The following is a 15,789-nucleotide window of genomic DNA, read 5'->3' as shown; positions in this document are numbered from 1 at the left end:
ACGGCGCGGCCGCACAAGAAAAAACGCCACCTCCAAGGTGGCGTTTTGCTGTCGAGCGCGGAATCAGCCGCGGCCGGTGCGCATCGCGTCGAAGAACTCGGCGTTGCTCTTGGTGGCCTTGACCTTGTCGAGGAGGAATTCCATCGCGTCGATGTCGTCCATGCCGTACAGCAGCTTGCGCAGGATCCACACCTTCTGCAGCACGTCGGCCTTGAGCAGGAGCTCCTCGCGGCGGGTGCCGGAGCGGTTGACGTTGATCGCCGGATACACGCGCTTCTCCGCCATGCGGCGGTCGAGGTGGAGCTCCATGTTGCCGGTGCCCTTGAATTCCTCGTAGATCACGTCGTCCATGCGGCTGCCGGTGTCGACCAGCGTGGTGGCGATGATGGTCAGCGAGCCGCCTTCCTCGATGTTGCGCGCCGCACCGAAGAAGCGCTTGGGCTTCTGCAGCGCGTTGGCGTCGACACCACCGGTGAGCACCTTGCCGGAGGCCGGCACCACGGTGTTGTAGGCGCGCGCCAGACGGGTCAGCGAGTCGAGCAGGATCACCACGTCGTACTTGTGCTCGGTCAGGCGCTTGGCCTTCTCGATCACCATCTCGGCGACCTGCACGTGACGGGTGGCGGGCTCGTCGAAGGTGGAGGCCACGACCTCGCCCTTCACCGAACGCAGCATCTCGGTCACTTCCTCCGGGCGCTCGTCGATCAGCAGCACGATCAGCTTGACGTCGGGATGGTTGGCCGTGATCGCGTGCGCGATGTGCTGCAGCATGACCGTCTTGCCGCTCTTGGGCGGGGCGACGAGCAGGCCGCGCTGGCCCTTGCCGATCGGCGCGATCATGTCGATGATGCGGCTGGTGACGTTCTCCTCGCCACGGACCTCGCGCTCGAGCTTCAGGCACTCCTGCGGATGCAGGGGCGTGAGGTTCTCGAAGAGGATCTTGGTCTTGCACTCTTCCGGCGGCCGCCCGTTGATCTTGTCGAGCTTGGTCAACGCGAAGTAGCGCTCGCCGTCCTTGGGCGTGCGGATCTCGCCCTCGATGGTGTCGCCGGTGCGCAGGTTGAAGCGCCGGATCTGCGAGGGCGACACGTAGATGTCGTCCGTCCCCGCGAGATACGAGGTGTCGGGAGAGCGCAGGAAGCCGAAGCCGTCAGGCAGCACTTCGAGTGCGCCGTCGCCACAGATCGGTTCGCCCCTGCGGGCACGGTTGCGCAGCAGCGCGAAGACGAGTTCCTGCTTGCGCAGCCTGTTCGCGCCCTCGACACCGGCGTCCATCGCCATCTGCAGCAGCTGGCTGACGTGCAGGGCCTTGAGTTCGGACAGGTGGAGCGCGGGCGCGTCGGGGTCGCGCGGCGTGGAAGAACCTTCCTCGCCGCCGTTCTCGACGTCGAACAGATCGTCTTCGGTCTGCGGATTCTGGGGGGAATTGCCGTCCCGGTTGCGCGCGCCGCGGCGACGGGCGCGCGAGGAACCGCGGGAACGGGCCGGAGCCTGGTCCGGCTTAGATGTTGCTGTCAATGAAGGCGGTCAGTTGAGATTTGGAAAGGGCGCCCACTTTGGTCGCCTCGACATTGCCGCCCTTGAACAGCATCAGCGTCGGGATGCCGCGGATGCCGTACTTCGCGGGCGTCTCCTGGTTGTCGTCGATGTTGAGCTTGGCGACCTTGAGCTTGCCCGCGTAGTCCTTGGCGACGTCGTCCAGGATCGGCGCGATCATCTTGCAGGGGCCGCACCACTCGGCCCAGTAATCGACCAGGACAGGGGTCTGGGACTGCAGCACTTCATCGTCGAAGTTGCCGTCGGTCACATGGTGGATGTGCTCGCTCATGATTCCTCACTAAGGCTGGCAGGGGGTGGTGACGAAGGCGGAAGCCCTCGTTGCCGGGTAACGGGTGCTGCGGGGTATGGGGTGTTGCGGGGTAATGCGAACGGATGCTGCGTGCGGGAAGGGGCGGACCCCCTGCGATCTCGCCGCGAGCGGGAGGCGCTGCTGCGATGCACGACGATCCAGCGGAAGGAGAGGCCTTCCGTAAAGAAATTTTTCCGAAACTTATGCGATGCCGGGGGCGCCGTCAAGGAAATCGCTGCTGGCGGACGGGCAAGCGCCTGCTTGCCGTGGCAAAAAAGCCAAGGGCTGGTCTATATTGTCCCCCCTTCGGCCAGCCGCAGCGGGTGGCGGCCGATCCTGCCTGGAGAGTCGAGATGACCTACGTCGTTACCGAGCGCTGCATACGCTGCAAATACACCGACTGCGTGGACGTCTGTCCGGTCGACTGTTTCCGCGAGGGGCCCAACTTCCTTGTCATCGATCCGGAGGAGTGCATCGACTGCACCTTGTGCGTGGCCGAGTGTCCGGTCGAGGCGATCTATTCCGAGGACGACGTGCCGGACGACCAGAAGGGTTACATCGCGCTCAACGCCGAACTGGCCAAACAATGGAAGCCGATCGTCGAGCGCAAGGATCCTCTGCCGGATGCCGACCACTGGGCCCGCATCAAGGGCAAGCTCGGCGAGCTGAAGCGCTGAAGGCACGCCGCGGCTGGCTTTGCGCGCACGCGGCGATGCACTAAGATGGTGAGCGTCATCAAACCTGTAAGTGCAACGGCACGGAGACCGACATGCTGGTGAGCGAGATTCTCGCGATCAAGGGCAAGGTGTTATTCACCATCGGCCCCAACCGACCCATCGCCGAGGCGGTCGAGATCATGAACGAGCAGGATGTCGGCTCGCTGGTCGTGTTCTCGCGTGGCGAGATGGTCGGCATGCTCACCTTCCGGCAGGTGTTGCAGGCGGTGCAGCAGGGCGGGGCGGACTGGCAGTCGCTGCAGGTCGAGGCGGTCATGCTGCGCGAGCCGCGCGTGGCCGCGCCCGACATGGAGATGGACGAGCTGCGCCGGCTGATGGTCGAGCACCACCAGCGCTACCTGCCGGTGATGGACGGCAACACGCTGCTCGGTGTGGTGAGTTTCCACGACGTCGCCAAGGCGGTGCTCGAGGAGCAGAGCTTCGAGAACCGCATGCTCAAGAACTACATCCGCAACTGGCCCGCGGGCGAGGGCGAGGAATAAGCAGCATCGCCGGGCCCCGCGCCCGGCAGCGGCGGTCGAACCGCCGCACCTCCAGGAACGGGCTGCGCCCGTTCGGTCGACACCCACACCAAGATCGGGTGCGGCATGGTTGGAATGAACGGAAGGGCCGCTTGCCCGTCCGACGCCTTGGGAGGGCGGAGCCGGGGCGCCATCGCGGCGCTCCGGCGGTATTTCCAGCAAAAGGAGGAGACCATGGAAAAAATCTGGCTGAAGAGCTACCCCCCGGGCATTCCGGCGGAAATCGACGTCGACGAATTCCGTTCCCTGGGTGACCTGTTCGAGCGCAGCGTGGCGCGCTATGCGGACAAGACCGCCTATCACTGCATGGGCAAGTCGATCACCTATGCGGAGCTCGACGCGCTCAGTGCGCGCTTCGGCGCCTGGCTGCAGGGCGCGCTGAAGCTGCCCCGCGGTGCGCGCGTCGCGCTGATGATGCCCAACGTGCTGCAGTACCCGATCGCGCTCTTCGGCACGCTGCGCGCGGGCTACACGGTGGTCAACGTCAATCCGCTCTACACCGCGCGCGAGCTCGAGCACCAGTTGAAGGACTCCGGCGCCGAGGTCATCGTGATCCTGGAGAACTTCGCCCACACGCTCGAGCATGTGCGGGCGCAGGTGCCGATACGCCACATCGTGGTCACCAGCCTGGGCGAGATGCTCGGCCTGGTCAAGGGCGCGATCGTGAACTTCGTCGTGCGCAAGGTGCGCAAGCTGGTGCCGCCGTGGCGGCTCGACGGCCACGTGCGCTTTTCCACGGCCTTGCAGCGCGGCGCTGCCCACGAGCTGCAGCCGGCGCAGGTGGGCCATGAGGACGTCGCCTTCCTGCAATACACCGGCGGCACGACCGGAGTGGCCAAGGGGGCCATGCTCACTCATCGCAACGTCATCGCCAACCTGCAGCAGGCGCATGCGTGGATCGCCCCCTACGTGGGCGAGGGCAAGGAAATCATCATCACCGCGCTGCCGCTCTACCACATCTTCTCGCTCACCGCGAACTGCCTCACCTTCCTGAAGATCGGCGCCAAGAACGTGCTGATCCCCAACCCGCGCGACATCCCGGGCTTCATCAAGGAGCTCGGTCAGCACCGCTTCACCGCGATCACCGGGGTCAACACGCTGTTCAACGCACTGCTCAACAACCCCGAGTTCGCCAAGCTGGACTTCTCCACGCTGCGGGTGAGCCTGGGCGGCGGCATGGCGGTGCAGCAGGTGGTCGCCGAGAAGTGGAAGAAGGTCACCGGAGTGTCTCTGGTCGAGGCCTACGGCCTCACCGAGACCTCGCCGGCGGTGACGATCAACCCGCTCGATCTCGCCGAGTTCAACCATTCGATCGGCCTGCCGGTGTCCTCCACCGAGATCAGCATCCGCGACGATGCCGGGCATGAGGTGCCGCTCGGCCAGCGCGGCGAGCTCTGCGTGCGCGGTCCGCAGGTCACGCCGGGCTACTGGCAGCGCCCCGAGGAGACCGCGCGCATCTTCACGCACGACGGTTTCCTGCGCACGGGCGACATCGCCACCGTCGACGAGCGCGGCTTCGTGCGCCTGGTCGATCGCAAGAAGGACATGATCCTGGTGTCCGGCTTCAACGTGTACCCGAACGAGGTCGAGGACGTGGTCGCCGCTCATCCGGGCGTGCTCGAGGTCGCCGCGATCGGCGTACCCGACGAGCGCAGCGGCGAGGCGGTGAAGGTCTTCGTGGTGCGCAAGGATCCGAAGCTGACGGCCGAGGCCCTGATCGCCTTCTGCCGCGAGAACCTCACCGGCTACAAGGTGCCGCACCACGTCGAGTTCCGCGACGAACTGCCCAAGAGCAACGTCGGCAAGATCCTGCGCCGCGAGCTGCGGCCGAAGTGAGCGCGCGCGGTCCGGCACGCGAAAATTTTCTTGTGCAGTGCAGCTTTTCGTGATTAAACTCGCCGTCACGTTGTTTACGCTTTCTTGCAGATCCGTTCCAATGTCCGTTTCCGGCCGTCCCTCGCTCCTGTCGCTGGTCGTTGTAGTACGCGTAGTAGGCGTAGGCATGCGCGCGACGTAACGGGACCGGACACTCGAGAATCAGGAATACCAGACCCCCGTCGGCGCGCAAGCCCGGCGGGGGTCTTGCTTTTGTGCCCGCCGGTCCGGCCGTCGAACCCGAAGCCAAGGAGAGCAACATGATGCAAATGACCGGCGCGCAACTGATGGTGCGCCTTCTCGAGCGCCAGGGCGTGCGCACCGTCGCCGGCATTCCCGGCGGCGCGATCCTGCCCTTCTACGATGCGCTCTCGGGCAGCGAGCACATCCACCACGTGCTCGCCCGCCACGAGCAGGGCGCGGGCTTCATCGCCCAGGGCATGGCGCGCGTCTCGGGCGTGCCGCAGGTGTGCATCGCCTCGAGCGGTCCGGGCGCGACCAACCTGGTCACCGCGATCGCCGACGCCTGCCTGGATTCCATCCCGATGGTCGTCATCACCGGGCAGGTGCCGCAGGCGATGATCGGCACCGACGCCTTCCAGGAGGTCGACATCTATGGCATCACGGTGCCGATCACCAAGCACAACTTCCTCGTGCGCTCGGCGCAGGAGCTGCTCGAGGTCATTCCGGACGCCTTCCGCATCGCCATGTCCGGCCGTCCCGGCCCGGTGCTGATCGACGTGCCCAAGGACGTGCAGAATCAGCTCGTCGCCGTCGCGGAGTTTCCCGCCCCGGCGGTCGCCGATCCGGCCCCGCAGCTCGACCTGGCGGCGGTGGAGCTGGCGGCGAAGATGATCAACGAGGCCGAGCAGCCGGTGCTCTACCTCGGCGGCGGGGTGGTCGCCTCCGGCGCCGCGCCGCTGGCGGTGCAGCTGGCCGAGCAGGCCGGCCTGCCCACCACGATGACGCTGATGGCGCTCGGTGCGATGCCGATGGACCACCCGCTGTCGATCGGCATGCTCGGCATGCACGGCGCGCGCTACACCAACTTCGTGCTTGAGGAGGCCGATGTGCTGGTGTGCGTGGGCGCACGCTTCGACGACCGCGCGATCGGCCGCGCCGCGCAGTTCTGCCCGAACGCGAAGATCGTCCACATCGACATCGACCGCTCCGAGCTGCACAAGATCAAGAACGCCCACGTCGCCATCCACGCCAACGTCAAGTGCGCGCTCGAGGCGCTGCTGCCGCGCGTGCAGGCGACGCTGCGCAAGCGCTGGCTGTCGCATGTCGACAGCCTGAAGACGCGCTTCCCGATGCAGTTCCCCGGCCAGGACGACCCGCGCACCCACTACGGCCTCATCCAGGCGGTCGCCGCCGCGCTCGACGACCGCGCCATCGTCGCCACCGACGTCGGCCAGCATCAGATGTGGGTGGCGCAGGCCTATCCCTTCCGCCGGCCGCGCCAGTGGCTGACCTCGGGCGGCCTGGGCACGATGGGCTTCGGCCTGCCGAGCGCGCTCGGCGCCGCGCTCGCCGAGCCCGGGCGCACCGTGGTCTGCTTCACCGGCGACGGCAGTTTCAAGATGAACATCCAGGAGCTTGCGACGCTGGCCGAGGAGGGTCTGAACGTCAAGATCGTGCTGATGAACAACAACGCGCTCGGCCTGGTGTACCAGCAGCAGACGCTGTTCTACGGTCAGCGCCTGTTCGCTTCGAAGTACCGCACCGAGCCCGACTTCGTGAAGATCGCCGAGGGCTTCGGCGTGCCGGCGGTGGATCTCGATCTCGCCGACAATCCGCGCGCCGCGCTCGCCGAGGCGCTGCACCGCCCCGGTCCGTGCCTGATCCACGCGACGATCGACCGCGAACAATTCGTCTACCCCATGGTGCCGCCGGGTGCCGCCAACACCGAGATGATCGGAGGCTGATGATGATCGAACAGGTTTCCGACCCGCTGCCGCAAGCCGGCTATGCCAAGGTCGTTCTGGAACTGGATGTGAACAACCACCCCGGGGTGATGAGCCACATCTGCAACCTCTTCGCGCGTCGCGCGTTCAACGTCGAGGGCATCCTGTGCATGCCGGTGTCCGACGGCAAGCGCTCGCGCATCTGGCTGCTGGTGTTCGAGGACCAGCGCCTCGAGCAGATGGTGCGCCAGCTCGAGAAGCTCGAGGACGTGCTCAATGTGCGCCGGCATGGCGCCGAGCACGAGGTCTTCGAGCGCCTGGAGGGCTTCTTCCACTGAGGGGCGGCGCTCCGGCGCCCAAGCAGAAGGGGACGGCACGCGTGCTAGACTCGCGACCCGTCCCCGTTCCGTCATCGCGATCAGGCAGGAAATCCATGTCCGGCAACACCCTCGGCACGCTCTTCACCGTCACCTCCTTCGGGGAATCCCACGGCCCGGCGATCGGCTGCATCGTCGATGGCTGCCCGCCGGGACTGGCGATCTGCGAGGCAGACATCCAGGCCGAGCTCGACCGCCGCAAGCCGGGCACCTCGCGCCACGTCACCCAGCGCCGCGAGCCCGACACCGTCGAGATCCTCTCCGGCGTGTTCGAGGGCGTCACCACCGGCACCCCGATCTCGCTGCTGATCCGCAACCAGGACCAGCGCAGCAAGGACTACGGCAACATCGCCGACACCTTCCGCCCCGGCCACGCCGACTACGCCTACCTGCAGAAGTACGGCCTGCGCGACCATCGTGGCGGCGGGCGCTCGTCGGCGCGCGAGACCGCGGTGCGGGTGGCGGCCGGCGCGATCGCGAAGAAGTGGCTGAAGGAGCGCCACGGCATCGTCATCCGCGCCTGCATGGGTGCGCTCGGCCCGATCGAGATTCCCTTCGTGTCCTGGGACGAGGTCGACGGCAACCCCTTCTTCGCGCCCAACGCCGCGATCGTGCCCGAGCTCGAGGCCTTCATGGACGCGCTGCGCAAGTCGGGCGACTCGATCGGCGCGCGCATCGACGTGGTCGCCAGCGGCGTCCCGGTCGGCTGGGGCGAGCCGGTGTATGGCCGCCTGGACGCCGACATCGCCTATGCGATGATGGGCATCAACGCGGTCAAGGGCGTGGAGATCGGCGCCGGGTTCAAGTCGGTCGCGCAGCGCGGCACCGAGCACGGCGACGAGATGACGCCCGCGGGCTTCCTGTCCAATCATGCGGGCGGCGTGCTCGGTGGCATCTCCACCGGGCAGGACATTCTCGCCAGCATCGCGATCAAGCCGACCTCGAGCATCCGCCTCGAGCGTCGCTCGATCGACCGCGCAGGCAATCCCGTCATGGTCGCCACCGAGGGTCGCCACGACCCCTGCGTGGGCATCCGCGCGACGCCGATCGCCGAATCCATGCTCGCACTGGTGCTGATCGACCACGCGCTGCGCCATCGCGCGCAGTGCGGCGACGTGCGCACCGACACCCCGCGCATCCCGGCGCTCGCGCCCGCAGGGAGCCAGCGCCTGCCTTCGCCGCGCTGAGGCGATGCGGGCAGGGCGGGGCGGTGCGGGGCGCCGCCCGGACGCAGGGGCTGGAGGGGGTGAGCGCGCGTACCCGGAGTGGGCGCGATGATTCCCTACTGGCGCCTGTCGGCGTACTACTTCTTCTACTTCGCCTTCGTCGGCGCGTTCTCGCCCTACTTCACGCTCTACCTGCAGTCGATCGCGCTGTCGGCCACCGACATCGCGCTGCTGATGTCGCTGATGCAGCTGATGCGCGTGCTGGCTCCCAACCTGTGGGGCTGGCTGGCGGAACGCCTGGGGATGCGTATCGCGATCGTGCGTCTGTCGGCGCTCGCCAGCCTGGCGGGCTTCTCGGTGTTTTTCCTGACTACCGAGTTCGCCGGGCTGTTCGCCGCGATGGCGCTGATGGCCTTCTTCTGGAGCGCGGTGCTGCCGCTGATCGAGGGTCTCGCCTTCGCCCACCTCGGCGAGGCTTCGCACCGCTATGGCCGCATCCGCGTATGGGGCTCGGTCGGCTTCATCGTCGCCGTGCTCGCGCTCGGGCATTCGCTCGACCGCCTGCCGATCGAGGCGGTGCTGTGGATCACCATGTCCATCCTCGTCGGCATCGTGCTGTGCAGCTTCATCGTCCCCGAGGCGCCGCGCCCGCCGCTGCAGCGCGACGCCGCGAGCTTCGGCGACACCCTGCGCCGTCCCGAGGTGCGTGCCCTGCTCGGCGCCTGCTTCCTGATGTCGGCGGCACACGGCGCGCTCTACGTGTTCTATTCGATCCACCTGGTCGGCATGGGTTACGACAAGGGCGTGGTGGGCTGGATGTGGACGCTGGGGGTGCTCGCCGAGATCGGGGTCTTCATGTGGATGCCGCGCATCTCGGTGCGCTTTTCGCTGCGTGCGATCCTGCTGTTCTCCTTCGCCTGCGCGGTGGCGCGCTTCCTGATGATCGGCTGGGGCGCGCACAGCCTGGCGCTGCTGCTGCTCGCCCAGGTTCTGCACGGCGCCACCTTCGGCGCCTACCACGCCGCGGCGATCGCGGTGGTCAACGAGTGGTTTCCGGGCCGCCTGCAGTCGCGCGGCCAGGCGCTCTACGGCAGCATCTCCTTCGGGGCCGGCGGCATGCTGGGCGGCTTGCTGAGCGGTTACACCTGGGAGGGCATCGGGCCGGCGTGGACGTATACGATCGGCTCCGGCTTCGCGCTCGCCGGCCTGCTCTGGTTGCTGCTGGGCTGGAAAGGGGAACCCCGCCCCGCGCACGCACTCCACGAACCGAGGAGGTAATCGACCCATGCAATCCATCTTCAAGATCGCCCTGCCGGTGCTGCTCGCCGGCACCATCGCCACCGCCTGCCAGACCGTGCAGACCACGCACGGCGGCGCGGTCGGCGTGCAGCGCTCGCAGCTGATGATGGTCTCGGCGCAGGAGGTCGAACAGGCCTCGAACCAGCAGTACCAGCAGATGGTCGCCGAGGCGCGGAGCAAGAACGCGCTCGATCGCGACCCCGCCACCGTGCAGCGCGTGCGCCGCATCGTCTCGCGGCTCGCCGCGCAGACCGGCGCCTTCCGCACCGATGCCCCGTCGTGGTCCTGGGAGGTGCATGTGTTCAGCTCGAGCGAGCTCAACGCCTGGTGCATGGCCGGCGGCAAGATGGCGATCTACACGGGGCTGATCGAGCGCCTCGCGCTCACCGACGACGAGATCGCCGCGGTGATGGGCCACGAGATCGCGCATGCGCTGCGTGAGCACGCGCGCGAGCGGGTGTCGAAGTCGATGGCGACCGGGCTGGGCATCTCGGTCGCGGGCGCCCTGCTCGGTGTCGGCCAGCTCGGCCAGGACCTCATGGGCCAGGTTGCCAAGGTGACCTTCGAGCTGCCCAACTCGCGCGAGCACGAGACCGAGGCGGACCGCATGGGCGTGGAACTCGCCGCACGCGCCGGCTACGATCCGCGTGCCGCGGTGACGCTGTGGAACAAGATGGCCGGACAGTCGGCCGGCGCGCCGCCGCAGTGGCTGTCCACCCACCCCTCGCATGCGACGCGGCAGCGCGACCTGGCAGAGTACGCCGCACGCGTGATCCCGCTCTACGAGGGCGCGCGGCGCTGAGGGCGGGGCGTGCCTACACAGTTTTGCAGGCTTTGTGAAATAATCGATTCCTTTTTCAGACGCGGAACACTCCGGGATGAAAGCTCAAACGCTGTATGAAAAGCTCTGGTCCAGCCACGTGGTCCACGAGGAGGCCGACGGCACGGCGCTGATCTACATCGATCGCCACCTGGTGCACGAAGTGACCAGCCCGCAGGCCTTCGAAGGCCTCAAGCTCGCCGGGCGCAAGCCCTGGCGCGTCGGCTCCATCGTCGCCACCGCCGACCACAACACGCCCACCGACCACTGGGACCTGGGCATCCAGGACCCGGTGTCGCGCCAGCAGGTCGAGACGCTGGACGCCAACATCCGCGAGGTCGGCTCGCTCGCCTATTTCCCGTTCAAGGACGCGCGCCAGGGCATCGTGCACGTGATCGGGCCGGAGAACGGCGCCACGCTGCCGGGCATGACCGTCGTCTGCGGCGACTCCCACACCTCCACGCACGGCGCCTTCGGCTGCCTTGCGCACGGCATCGGCACCTCCGAGGTCGAGCACGTGCTCGCCACCCAATGCCTGCTGCAGAAGAAGTCCAGGACCCTGCTGATCCGCGTCGACGGCCAGCTCGGCCGCGGCGTCACCGCCAAGGACGTGGTGCTCGCCATCATCGGCAGGATCGGCACCGCCGGCGGCACCGGCTACGCGATGGAGTTCGGCGGCAGCGCCATCCGCGCGCTGTCGATGGAAGGCCGCATGACGATCTGCAACATGGCGATCGAGGCGGGCGCGCGCGCCGGGCTGGTCGGCGTGGACGAGACCACCATCGAATACCTGAAGGATCGCCCCTTCTCGCCCAAGGGCGCGCAGTGGGAGCAGGCGGTCGACTACTGGCGCAGCCTGCACAGCGACGAGGGCGCCGAGTTCGACAAGGTCGTGGAGATCAAGGCCGAAGACATCCTGCCGCAGGTCACCTGGGGCACCTCGCCCGAGATGGTCACCACGGTCGACGGCCGTGTGCCCGATCCCGCCGCCGTCACCGACCCGGTGCGCCGCGAGGGCATCGAGCGCGCGCTCAAGTATATGGGCCTCGAGGCCAACACCCCGATCACCGACATCCCGGTCGACCAGGTCTTCATCGGCTCGTGCACCAACTCGCGCATCGAGGATTTGCGTGAGGCTGCCGCGGTGGCCAAGGGCCGCAGCAAGGCCGCCAGCGTCAAGCGCGTGCTGGTGGTGCCGGGCTCCGGCCTGGTCAAGCGCCAGGCCGAGGCGGAGGGCCTGCACGAGATCTTCCTCGCCGCCGGCTTCGAGTGGCGCGAGCCGGGCTGTTCGATGTGCCTGGCGATGAACGCCGACCGCCTCGAGCCTGGCGAGCGCTGCGCCTCGACCTCGAACCGCAACTTCGAGGGCCGCCAGGGCGCGGGGGGGCGCACCCACCTGGTCAGCCCGGCGATGGCCGCGGCCGCCGCGGTCACCGGCCGCTTCACCGACGTGCGCGCGCTCTGAGCGGGCGTTCCGGACAGAGGAGAAGGCAATGAAGAAACTCGCACTGATCGCCGCGGCGCTCGTCGCCGGCTTCGTCTCCATGGCCTGCAACACCGTGCAGGGCGTCGGCAAGGACATCGAAAGGGGTGGCGAGGCCATCCAGAGGGCAGTCAAATAATGAAGCCGTTTACCCAGCTCGACGGGCTGGTCGCGCCGCTCGACCGCGCCAACGTCGATACCGACGCGATCATCCCCAAGCAGTTCCTCAAGTCGATCAAGCGCAGCGGCTTCGGCCCCAACGCCTTCGACGAGTGGCGCTACCTCGACGTCGGCCAGCCCGGCGCGGACAACAGCAAGCGTCCGCTCAACCCCGACTTCGTGCTCAACCAGGCGCGCTACCAGGGCGCGCAGATCCTCCTCACCCGCGACAACTTCGGTTGCGGCAGCTCGCGCGAGCACGCGCCGTGGGCGCTCGAGGACTACGGCTTTCGCGTGCTGATCGGGCCGAGCTTCGCCGACATCTTCTTCAACAACAGCTTCAAGAACGGCCTGCTGCCGATCAAGCTGGATGCCGCAGAGGTCGACGAGCTGTTCCGTCAGTGCGAGGCCAGCGAGGGCTACCGCCTGAAGGTCGACCTCGCCGCGCAGACGATCACCCGCCCGGACGGCAAGTCGATCGCCTTCGACATCGACCCCTTCCGCAAGGAATGCCTGCTGAACGGCTGGGACGACATCGGCCTCACGCTGCGCCACGCCGACAAGATCCGCGCCTTTGAAGAGCAGCGCCGCGCCCAACACCCTTATTACTTTGCCTGAGCCGGCCTGGCTCACCGAACCGAGGAAAACGATCCGATGAAGATTTGCGTGCTGCCGGGTGACGGCATCGGCCCCGAGATCATGGCGCAGGCCGTGCGCGTGCTGAACGCGCTCGATCTCCAGTTCGAGATGGAAGAGGCCCTGGTGGGCGGCTGCGCTGTGGATGCCACCGGCAATCCGCTGCCCGAGGCCACCCTCCAGCTGGCGCGCGCAGCCGACGCCATCCTGCTCGGCGCGGTCGGCGGCCCGAAGTGGGACAGCCACCCGCGCAACCAGCGCCCCGAGCTCGGTCTGCTCGGCATCCGCAAGGAGCTGGCCCTGTTCGCCAACCTGCGCCCCGCGATCCTGTATCCGGAACTGGCCAACGCCTCGACGCTCAAGCCCGAGATCGTCGCCGGCCTGGACATCCTGATCGTGCGCGAACTGACCGGCGACATCTACTTCGGCCAGCCGCGCGGCATCGAGCTGCGCGAGGTCAATGGCGAATCGCAGCGCGTCGGCTGGAACACCATGATCTATGCCGAGTACGAGATCCGCCGCATCCTGCGCGTGGCCTTCGAGGCCGCGATGAAGCGCGGCAAGCGCCTGTGCTCGGTCGACAAGATGAACGTGCTCGAGACCACCCAGCTGTGGCGCGACATCGCGATCGAGGTGAGCAAGGAGTTCCCCGAGGTCGAGCTCACCCACATGCTGGTCGACAACGCCGCGATGCAGTTGGTGCGCAACCCCAAGCAGTTCGACGTGATGGTCACCGGCAACATGTTCGGCGACATCCTGTCCGACGAGGCCTCGATGCTCACCGGCTCGATCGGCATGCTGCCTTCGGCCTCGCTCAACGCCGACAACAAGGGCATGTACGAGCCCTCGCACGGCTCCGCGCCCGACATCGCCGGCAAGGATCTCGCCAACCCGCTCGCCACCATCCTGTCGGCGGCGATGATGCTGCGCTATACCTTCAACCAGGAGGCCGCTGCCCAGCGCATCGAGCGCGCGGTCAAGAAGGTGCTGGCCCAGGGCTATCGTACCGGCGACATCTACGAGCCGGGCACGAAGCGCGTCGGCACCCGCGAGATGGGCGACGCCGTGCTCGCAGCGCTGTAAGCTCGCGCGCTGGCAAGGCTTTTTCGAAGAACGTTTTTGTTGAGAGTGATGAACATGAATCGAGTCGGTCTGGTTGGCTGGCGTGGCATGGTCGGTTCCGTGCTGATGCAGCGGATGGTGGAGGAGGGCGACTTTGCCTTCATCGAGCCGGTGTATTTCTCCACCTCGAACGCCGGCGGCAAGGCGCCGTCCTTCGGCGGCAAGGAAGCGGCCGCGCCGCTGCAGGACGCCAGCAACATCGACGCACTGAAGTCCTGCGATATCGTGATCACCTGCCAAGGCGGCGACTACACCAAGGAAGTCTTCCCCAAGCTGCGCGCCACCGGCTGGAACGGCCACTGGATCGACGCCGCCTCGGCGCTGCGCATGAACGACGACGCGGTGATCATCCTCGACCCGGTCAACCGCAACGTCATCGATGCCGCGCTCGCCAAGGGCGGGCGCAACTGGATCGGCGGCAACTGCACCGTGTCGCTGATGCTGATGGGCTTGGGCGGCCTGTTCAGGCACGGCCTGGTGGAGTGGATCTCGGCGATGACCTACCAGGCGGCCTCGGGCGCCGGCGCGCAGAACATGCGCGAACTCATCAGCCAGATGGGCACCATCCACGACTCGGTCAAGGACCTGCTCGCCGACCCGGCCTCGGCCATCCTCGAGATCGACCGCAAGGTTGCCGAAACCATGCGCTCGGACGCCTTCCCGAAGAAGAACTTCCGCAACACCCCGCTCGCCGGCAGCCTCATCCCGTGGATCGACGTCCCGGTCGAGCACGGCCAGAGCAAGGAAGAATGGAAGGGCGGCGCCGAGTGCAACAAGATCCTCGGCAACCCGGCCTTCCGCACCCCGGGCTCGATCCCGATCGACGGCCTGTGCGTGCGCATCGGGGCGATGCGCTGCCACTCGCAGGCGCTCACCATCAAGCTCAAGAAGGACGTACCGCTCGACGAGATCACCGAGATCATCGCCGGTGCCAACCCGTGGGTGAAGGTGGTGCCCAACGACCGCGAGATCACCGAGCGCGAGCTCACGCCGACCGCCGTCACCGGCACGCTCACCGTCCCGGTCGGCCGCCTGCACAAGATGGCGATGGGTCCCGAGTACCTTGGCGCCTTCACCGTCGGCGACCAGCTGCTGTGGGGGGCGGCCGAGCCGCTGCGCCGCATGCTGCGCATCCTGCTTGAGCGCTGAGCGTTTCGCGGCAGTCTGGCAAGGGGGGCGAAAGCCCCCCTTTTTGTTGCGAACTCGTGTCGAAAGGCGGTATTTCTTCACACCGGACGGGTACGAATCAGGCCCGGCTAATGCGATGCAAGCCGGGAAATGCTAGATTCCTAGGCCAGACGCGGTGAAATCGACCGTGATGCTCCGTTGCGGGGGAACGAGTTTTGAGATCCAAAATGACAAAATCGGTCCGGGCTTCCCTGCTCGCCCTCTCCATCGCCGCGCTTCCGCTGTCCGTGCAGGCGGCCGGGCTCGGTCAGATCAACGTGCTCAGCGGATTGGGTCAGCCGCTGCGCGCCGAGATCCAGATCTCCGCCAGCGCGCAGGAACTGCAGTCGCTGAGCGCCCGCATCGCCTCGGCAGACGCGTTCCGGCGTGCGAACCTGAGCTACGGCTCCGCGGTGAGCACGATCCGCGTCAGCGTGGATACGCGCGCCGCGCGTCCCGTCGTCCGTCTCACCAGCGACCGGCCGATCAACGATCCCTTCGTCGACCTGCTCGTCGAGCTCGACTGGGCGGGCGGCAATCTGGTGCGCGAATACACCTTCCTGCTCGATCCGGTCGAGCTCTCCGCCCCGCGACCGCTTGCAGCGGCGATCGAGACTCCAGCGGCGCGGCCCGTGCGCGGCGCGCCACGCGCCGCCGTGGCGGCGCCCGCG

General features: G+C 67.4%; 16 protein-coding genes. 14 read left to right on the top strand and 2 right to left on the bottom strand.

The annotated features are described in order from the left end of the window. Window positions 1-63: 63 nt before the first annotated feature. Together rho and trxA are read right to left on the bottom strand one after the other, a co-directional pair. Entirely contained in the window at window positions 64-1,323 is a 1,260-nt protein-coding gene (gene rho, locus C665_RS00905) for a transcription termination factor Rho (protein ID WP_040828237.1), read from the bottom strand. A gap of 178 nt (window positions 1,324-1,501) precedes the next feature. Beyond that, complete coding sequence (gene trxA / locus C665_RS00900; RefSeq protein WP_004265846.1) at window positions 1,502-1,828, bottom strand: thioredoxin TrxA; 327 nt, start codon at window positions 1,826-1,828, stop codon at window positions 1,502-1,504. Between the two features lie 374 nt (window positions 1,829-2,202). On the opposite strand from trxA, the gene fdxA reads away from it, so the two are divergent. The 14 genes from fdxA to C665_RS00830 form a co-directional block, all read left to right on the top strand. Further along, window positions 2,203-2,526, top strand: coding sequence for a ferredoxin FdxA (fdxA, locus tag C665_RS00895; protein ID WP_004265844.1), 324 nt, complete (start codon window positions 2,203-2,205; stop codon window positions 2,524-2,526). Between the two features lie 92 nt (window positions 2,527-2,618). Beyond that, window positions 2,619-3,068: a CBS domain-containing protein gene (locus C665_RS00890; RefSeq protein ID WP_004265841.1), complete on the top strand. Its 450-nt coding sequence runs from the start codon at window positions 2,619-2,621 to the stop codon at window positions 3,066-3,068. Window positions 3,069-3,281: 213 nt separating this feature from the next. Next, window positions 3,282-4,943 (top strand): long-chain-fatty-acid--CoA ligase, encoded by a 1,662-nt coding sequence (locus C665_RS00885; RefSeq protein ID WP_004265839.1) that lies wholly within the window; start codon window positions 3,282-3,284, stop codon window positions 4,941-4,943. 299 nt (window positions 4,944-5,242) lie between these two features. Next, window positions 5,243-6,910 (top strand): acetolactate synthase large subunit, encoded by a 1,668-nt coding sequence (ilvB, locus tag C665_RS00880; protein ID WP_012585806.1) that lies wholly within the window; start codon window positions 5,243-5,245, stop codon window positions 6,908-6,910. Beyond that, on the top strand, window positions 6,910-7,227 hold the full coding sequence (gene ilvN, locus C665_RS00875; protein ID WP_004265834.1) for an acetolactate synthase small subunit: 318 nt from the start codon (window positions 6,910-6,912) through the stop codon (window positions 7,225-7,227). The genes ilvB and ilvN overlap by 1 nt, the downstream gene beginning before the upstream one ends. A 95-nt stretch (window positions 7,228-7,322) precedes the next feature. Then, window positions 7,323-8,453 carry a chorismate synthase gene (aroC, locus tag C665_RS00870; protein ID WP_004265816.1) on the top strand — a complete coding sequence of 377 codons (1,131 nt, stop codon included), beginning with the start codon at window positions 7,323-7,325 and terminating at the stop codon, window positions 8,451-8,453. An 87-nt stretch (window positions 8,454-8,540) separates the two neighbouring features. Beyond that, window positions 8,541-9,710, top strand: coding sequence for an MFS transporter (locus tag C665_RS00865; protein ID WP_004265815.1), 1,170 nt, complete (start codon window positions 8,541-8,543; stop codon window positions 9,708-9,710). A 7-nt stretch (window positions 9,711-9,717) separates the two neighbouring features. Beyond that, window positions 9,718-10,533 (top strand): M48 family metallopeptidase, encoded by an 816-nt coding sequence (locus tag C665_RS00860; protein ID WP_004265813.1) that lies wholly within the window; start codon window positions 9,718-9,720, stop codon window positions 10,531-10,533. A 76-nt stretch (window positions 10,534-10,609) separates the two neighbouring features. Then, window positions 10,610-12,016 (top strand): 3-isopropylmalate dehydratase large subunit, encoded by a 1,407-nt coding sequence (leuC, locus tag C665_RS00855; RefSeq protein ID WP_004265811.1) that lies wholly within the window; start codon window positions 10,610-10,612, stop codon window positions 12,014-12,016. A 28-nt stretch (window positions 12,017-12,044) separates the two neighbouring features. Then, the gene (locus C665_RS00850; protein WP_004265808.1) at window positions 12,045-12,173 is read left to right on the top strand and encodes an entericidin A/B family lipoprotein; all 129 of its coding nucleotides are present in this window, start codon (window positions 12,045-12,047) and stop codon (window positions 12,171-12,173) included. Then, the gene (gene leuD / locus C665_RS00845) at window positions 12,173-12,811 is read left to right on the top strand and encodes a 3-isopropylmalate dehydratase small subunit (RefSeq protein ID WP_004265805.1); all 639 of its coding nucleotides are present in this window, start codon (window positions 12,173-12,175) and stop codon (window positions 12,809-12,811) included. The genes C665_RS00850 and leuD overlap by 1 nt, the downstream gene beginning before the upstream one ends. A 36-nt stretch (window positions 12,812-12,847) precedes the next feature. Then, window positions 12,848-13,912, top strand: a complete 1,065-nt coding sequence (gene leuB / locus C665_RS00840; protein ID WP_004265802.1) for a 3-isopropylmalate dehydrogenase — start codon at window positions 12,848-12,850, stop codon at window positions 13,910-13,912. A gap of 54 nt (window positions 13,913-13,966) precedes the next feature. Beyond that, the gene (gene asd / locus C665_RS00835) at window positions 13,967-15,100 is read left to right on the top strand and encodes an aspartate-semialdehyde dehydrogenase (protein WP_004265800.1); all 1,134 of its coding nucleotides are present in this window, start codon (window positions 13,967-13,969) and stop codon (window positions 15,098-15,100) included. Between the two features lie 206 nt (window positions 15,101-15,306). Beyond that, window positions 15,307-15,789: type IV pilus assembly protein FimV (locus tag C665_RS00830; protein WP_004265797.1), on the top strand; the 483-nt coding region annotated here is incomplete at its 3' end.

It is taken from the genome of Thauera aminoaromatica S2, assembly GCF_000310185.1.
GTDB lineage: Bacteria > Pseudomonadota > Gammaproteobacteria > Burkholderiales > Rhodocyclaceae > Thauera > Thauera aminoaromatica.
This window is presented reverse-complemented; position numbering and strand designations above follow the sequence as displayed.

Coding starts and splice junctions, on each gene's coding strand:
- trxA (WP_004265846.1), bottom strand. CDS start 1,828: ATGAGCGAGCACATCCACCATGTGACCGACGGCAACTTCGACGATGAA.
- fdxA (WP_004265844.1), top strand. CDS start 2,203: ATGACCTACGTCGTTACCGAGCGCTGCATACGCTGCAAATACACCGAC.
- C665_RS00890 (WP_004265841.1), top strand. CDS start 2,619: ATGCTGGTGAGCGAGATTCTCGCGATCAAGGGCAAGGTGTTATTCACC.
- C665_RS00885 (WP_004265839.1), top strand. CDS start 3,282: ATGGAAAAAATCTGGCTGAAGAGCTACCCCCCGGGCATTCCGGCGGAA.
- ilvB (WP_012585806.1), top strand. CDS start 5,243: ATGATGCAAATGACCGGCGCGCAACTGATGGTGCGCCTTCTCGAGCGC.
- ilvN (WP_004265834.1), top strand. CDS start 6,910: ATGATGATCGAACAGGTTTCCGACCCGCTGCCGCAAGCCGGCTATGCC.
- aroC (WP_004265816.1), top strand. CDS start 7,323: ATGTCCGGCAACACCCTCGGCACGCTCTTCACCGTCACCTCCTTCGGG.
- C665_RS00865 (WP_004265815.1), top strand. CDS start 8,541: ATGATTCCCTACTGGCGCCTGTCGGCGTACTACTTCTTCTACTTCGCC.
- C665_RS00860 (WP_004265813.1), top strand. CDS start 9,718: ATGCAATCCATCTTCAAGATCGCCCTGCCGGTGCTGCTCGCCGGCACC.
- leuC (WP_004265811.1), top strand. CDS start 10,610: ATGAAAGCTCAAACGCTGTATGAAAAGCTCTGGTCCAGCCACGTGGTC.
- C665_RS00850 (WP_004265808.1), top strand. CDS start 12,045: ATGAAGAAACTCGCACTGATCGCCGCGGCGCTCGTCGCCGGCTTCGTC.
- leuD (WP_004265805.1), top strand. CDS start 12,173: ATGAAGCCGTTTACCCAGCTCGACGGGCTGGTCGCGCCGCTCGACCGC.
- leuB (WP_004265802.1), top strand. CDS start 12,848: ATGAAGATTTGCGTGCTGCCGGGTGACGGCATCGGCCCCGAGATCATG.
- asd (WP_004265800.1), top strand. CDS start 13,967: ATGAATCGAGTCGGTCTGGTTGGCTGGCGTGGCATGGTCGGTTCCGTG.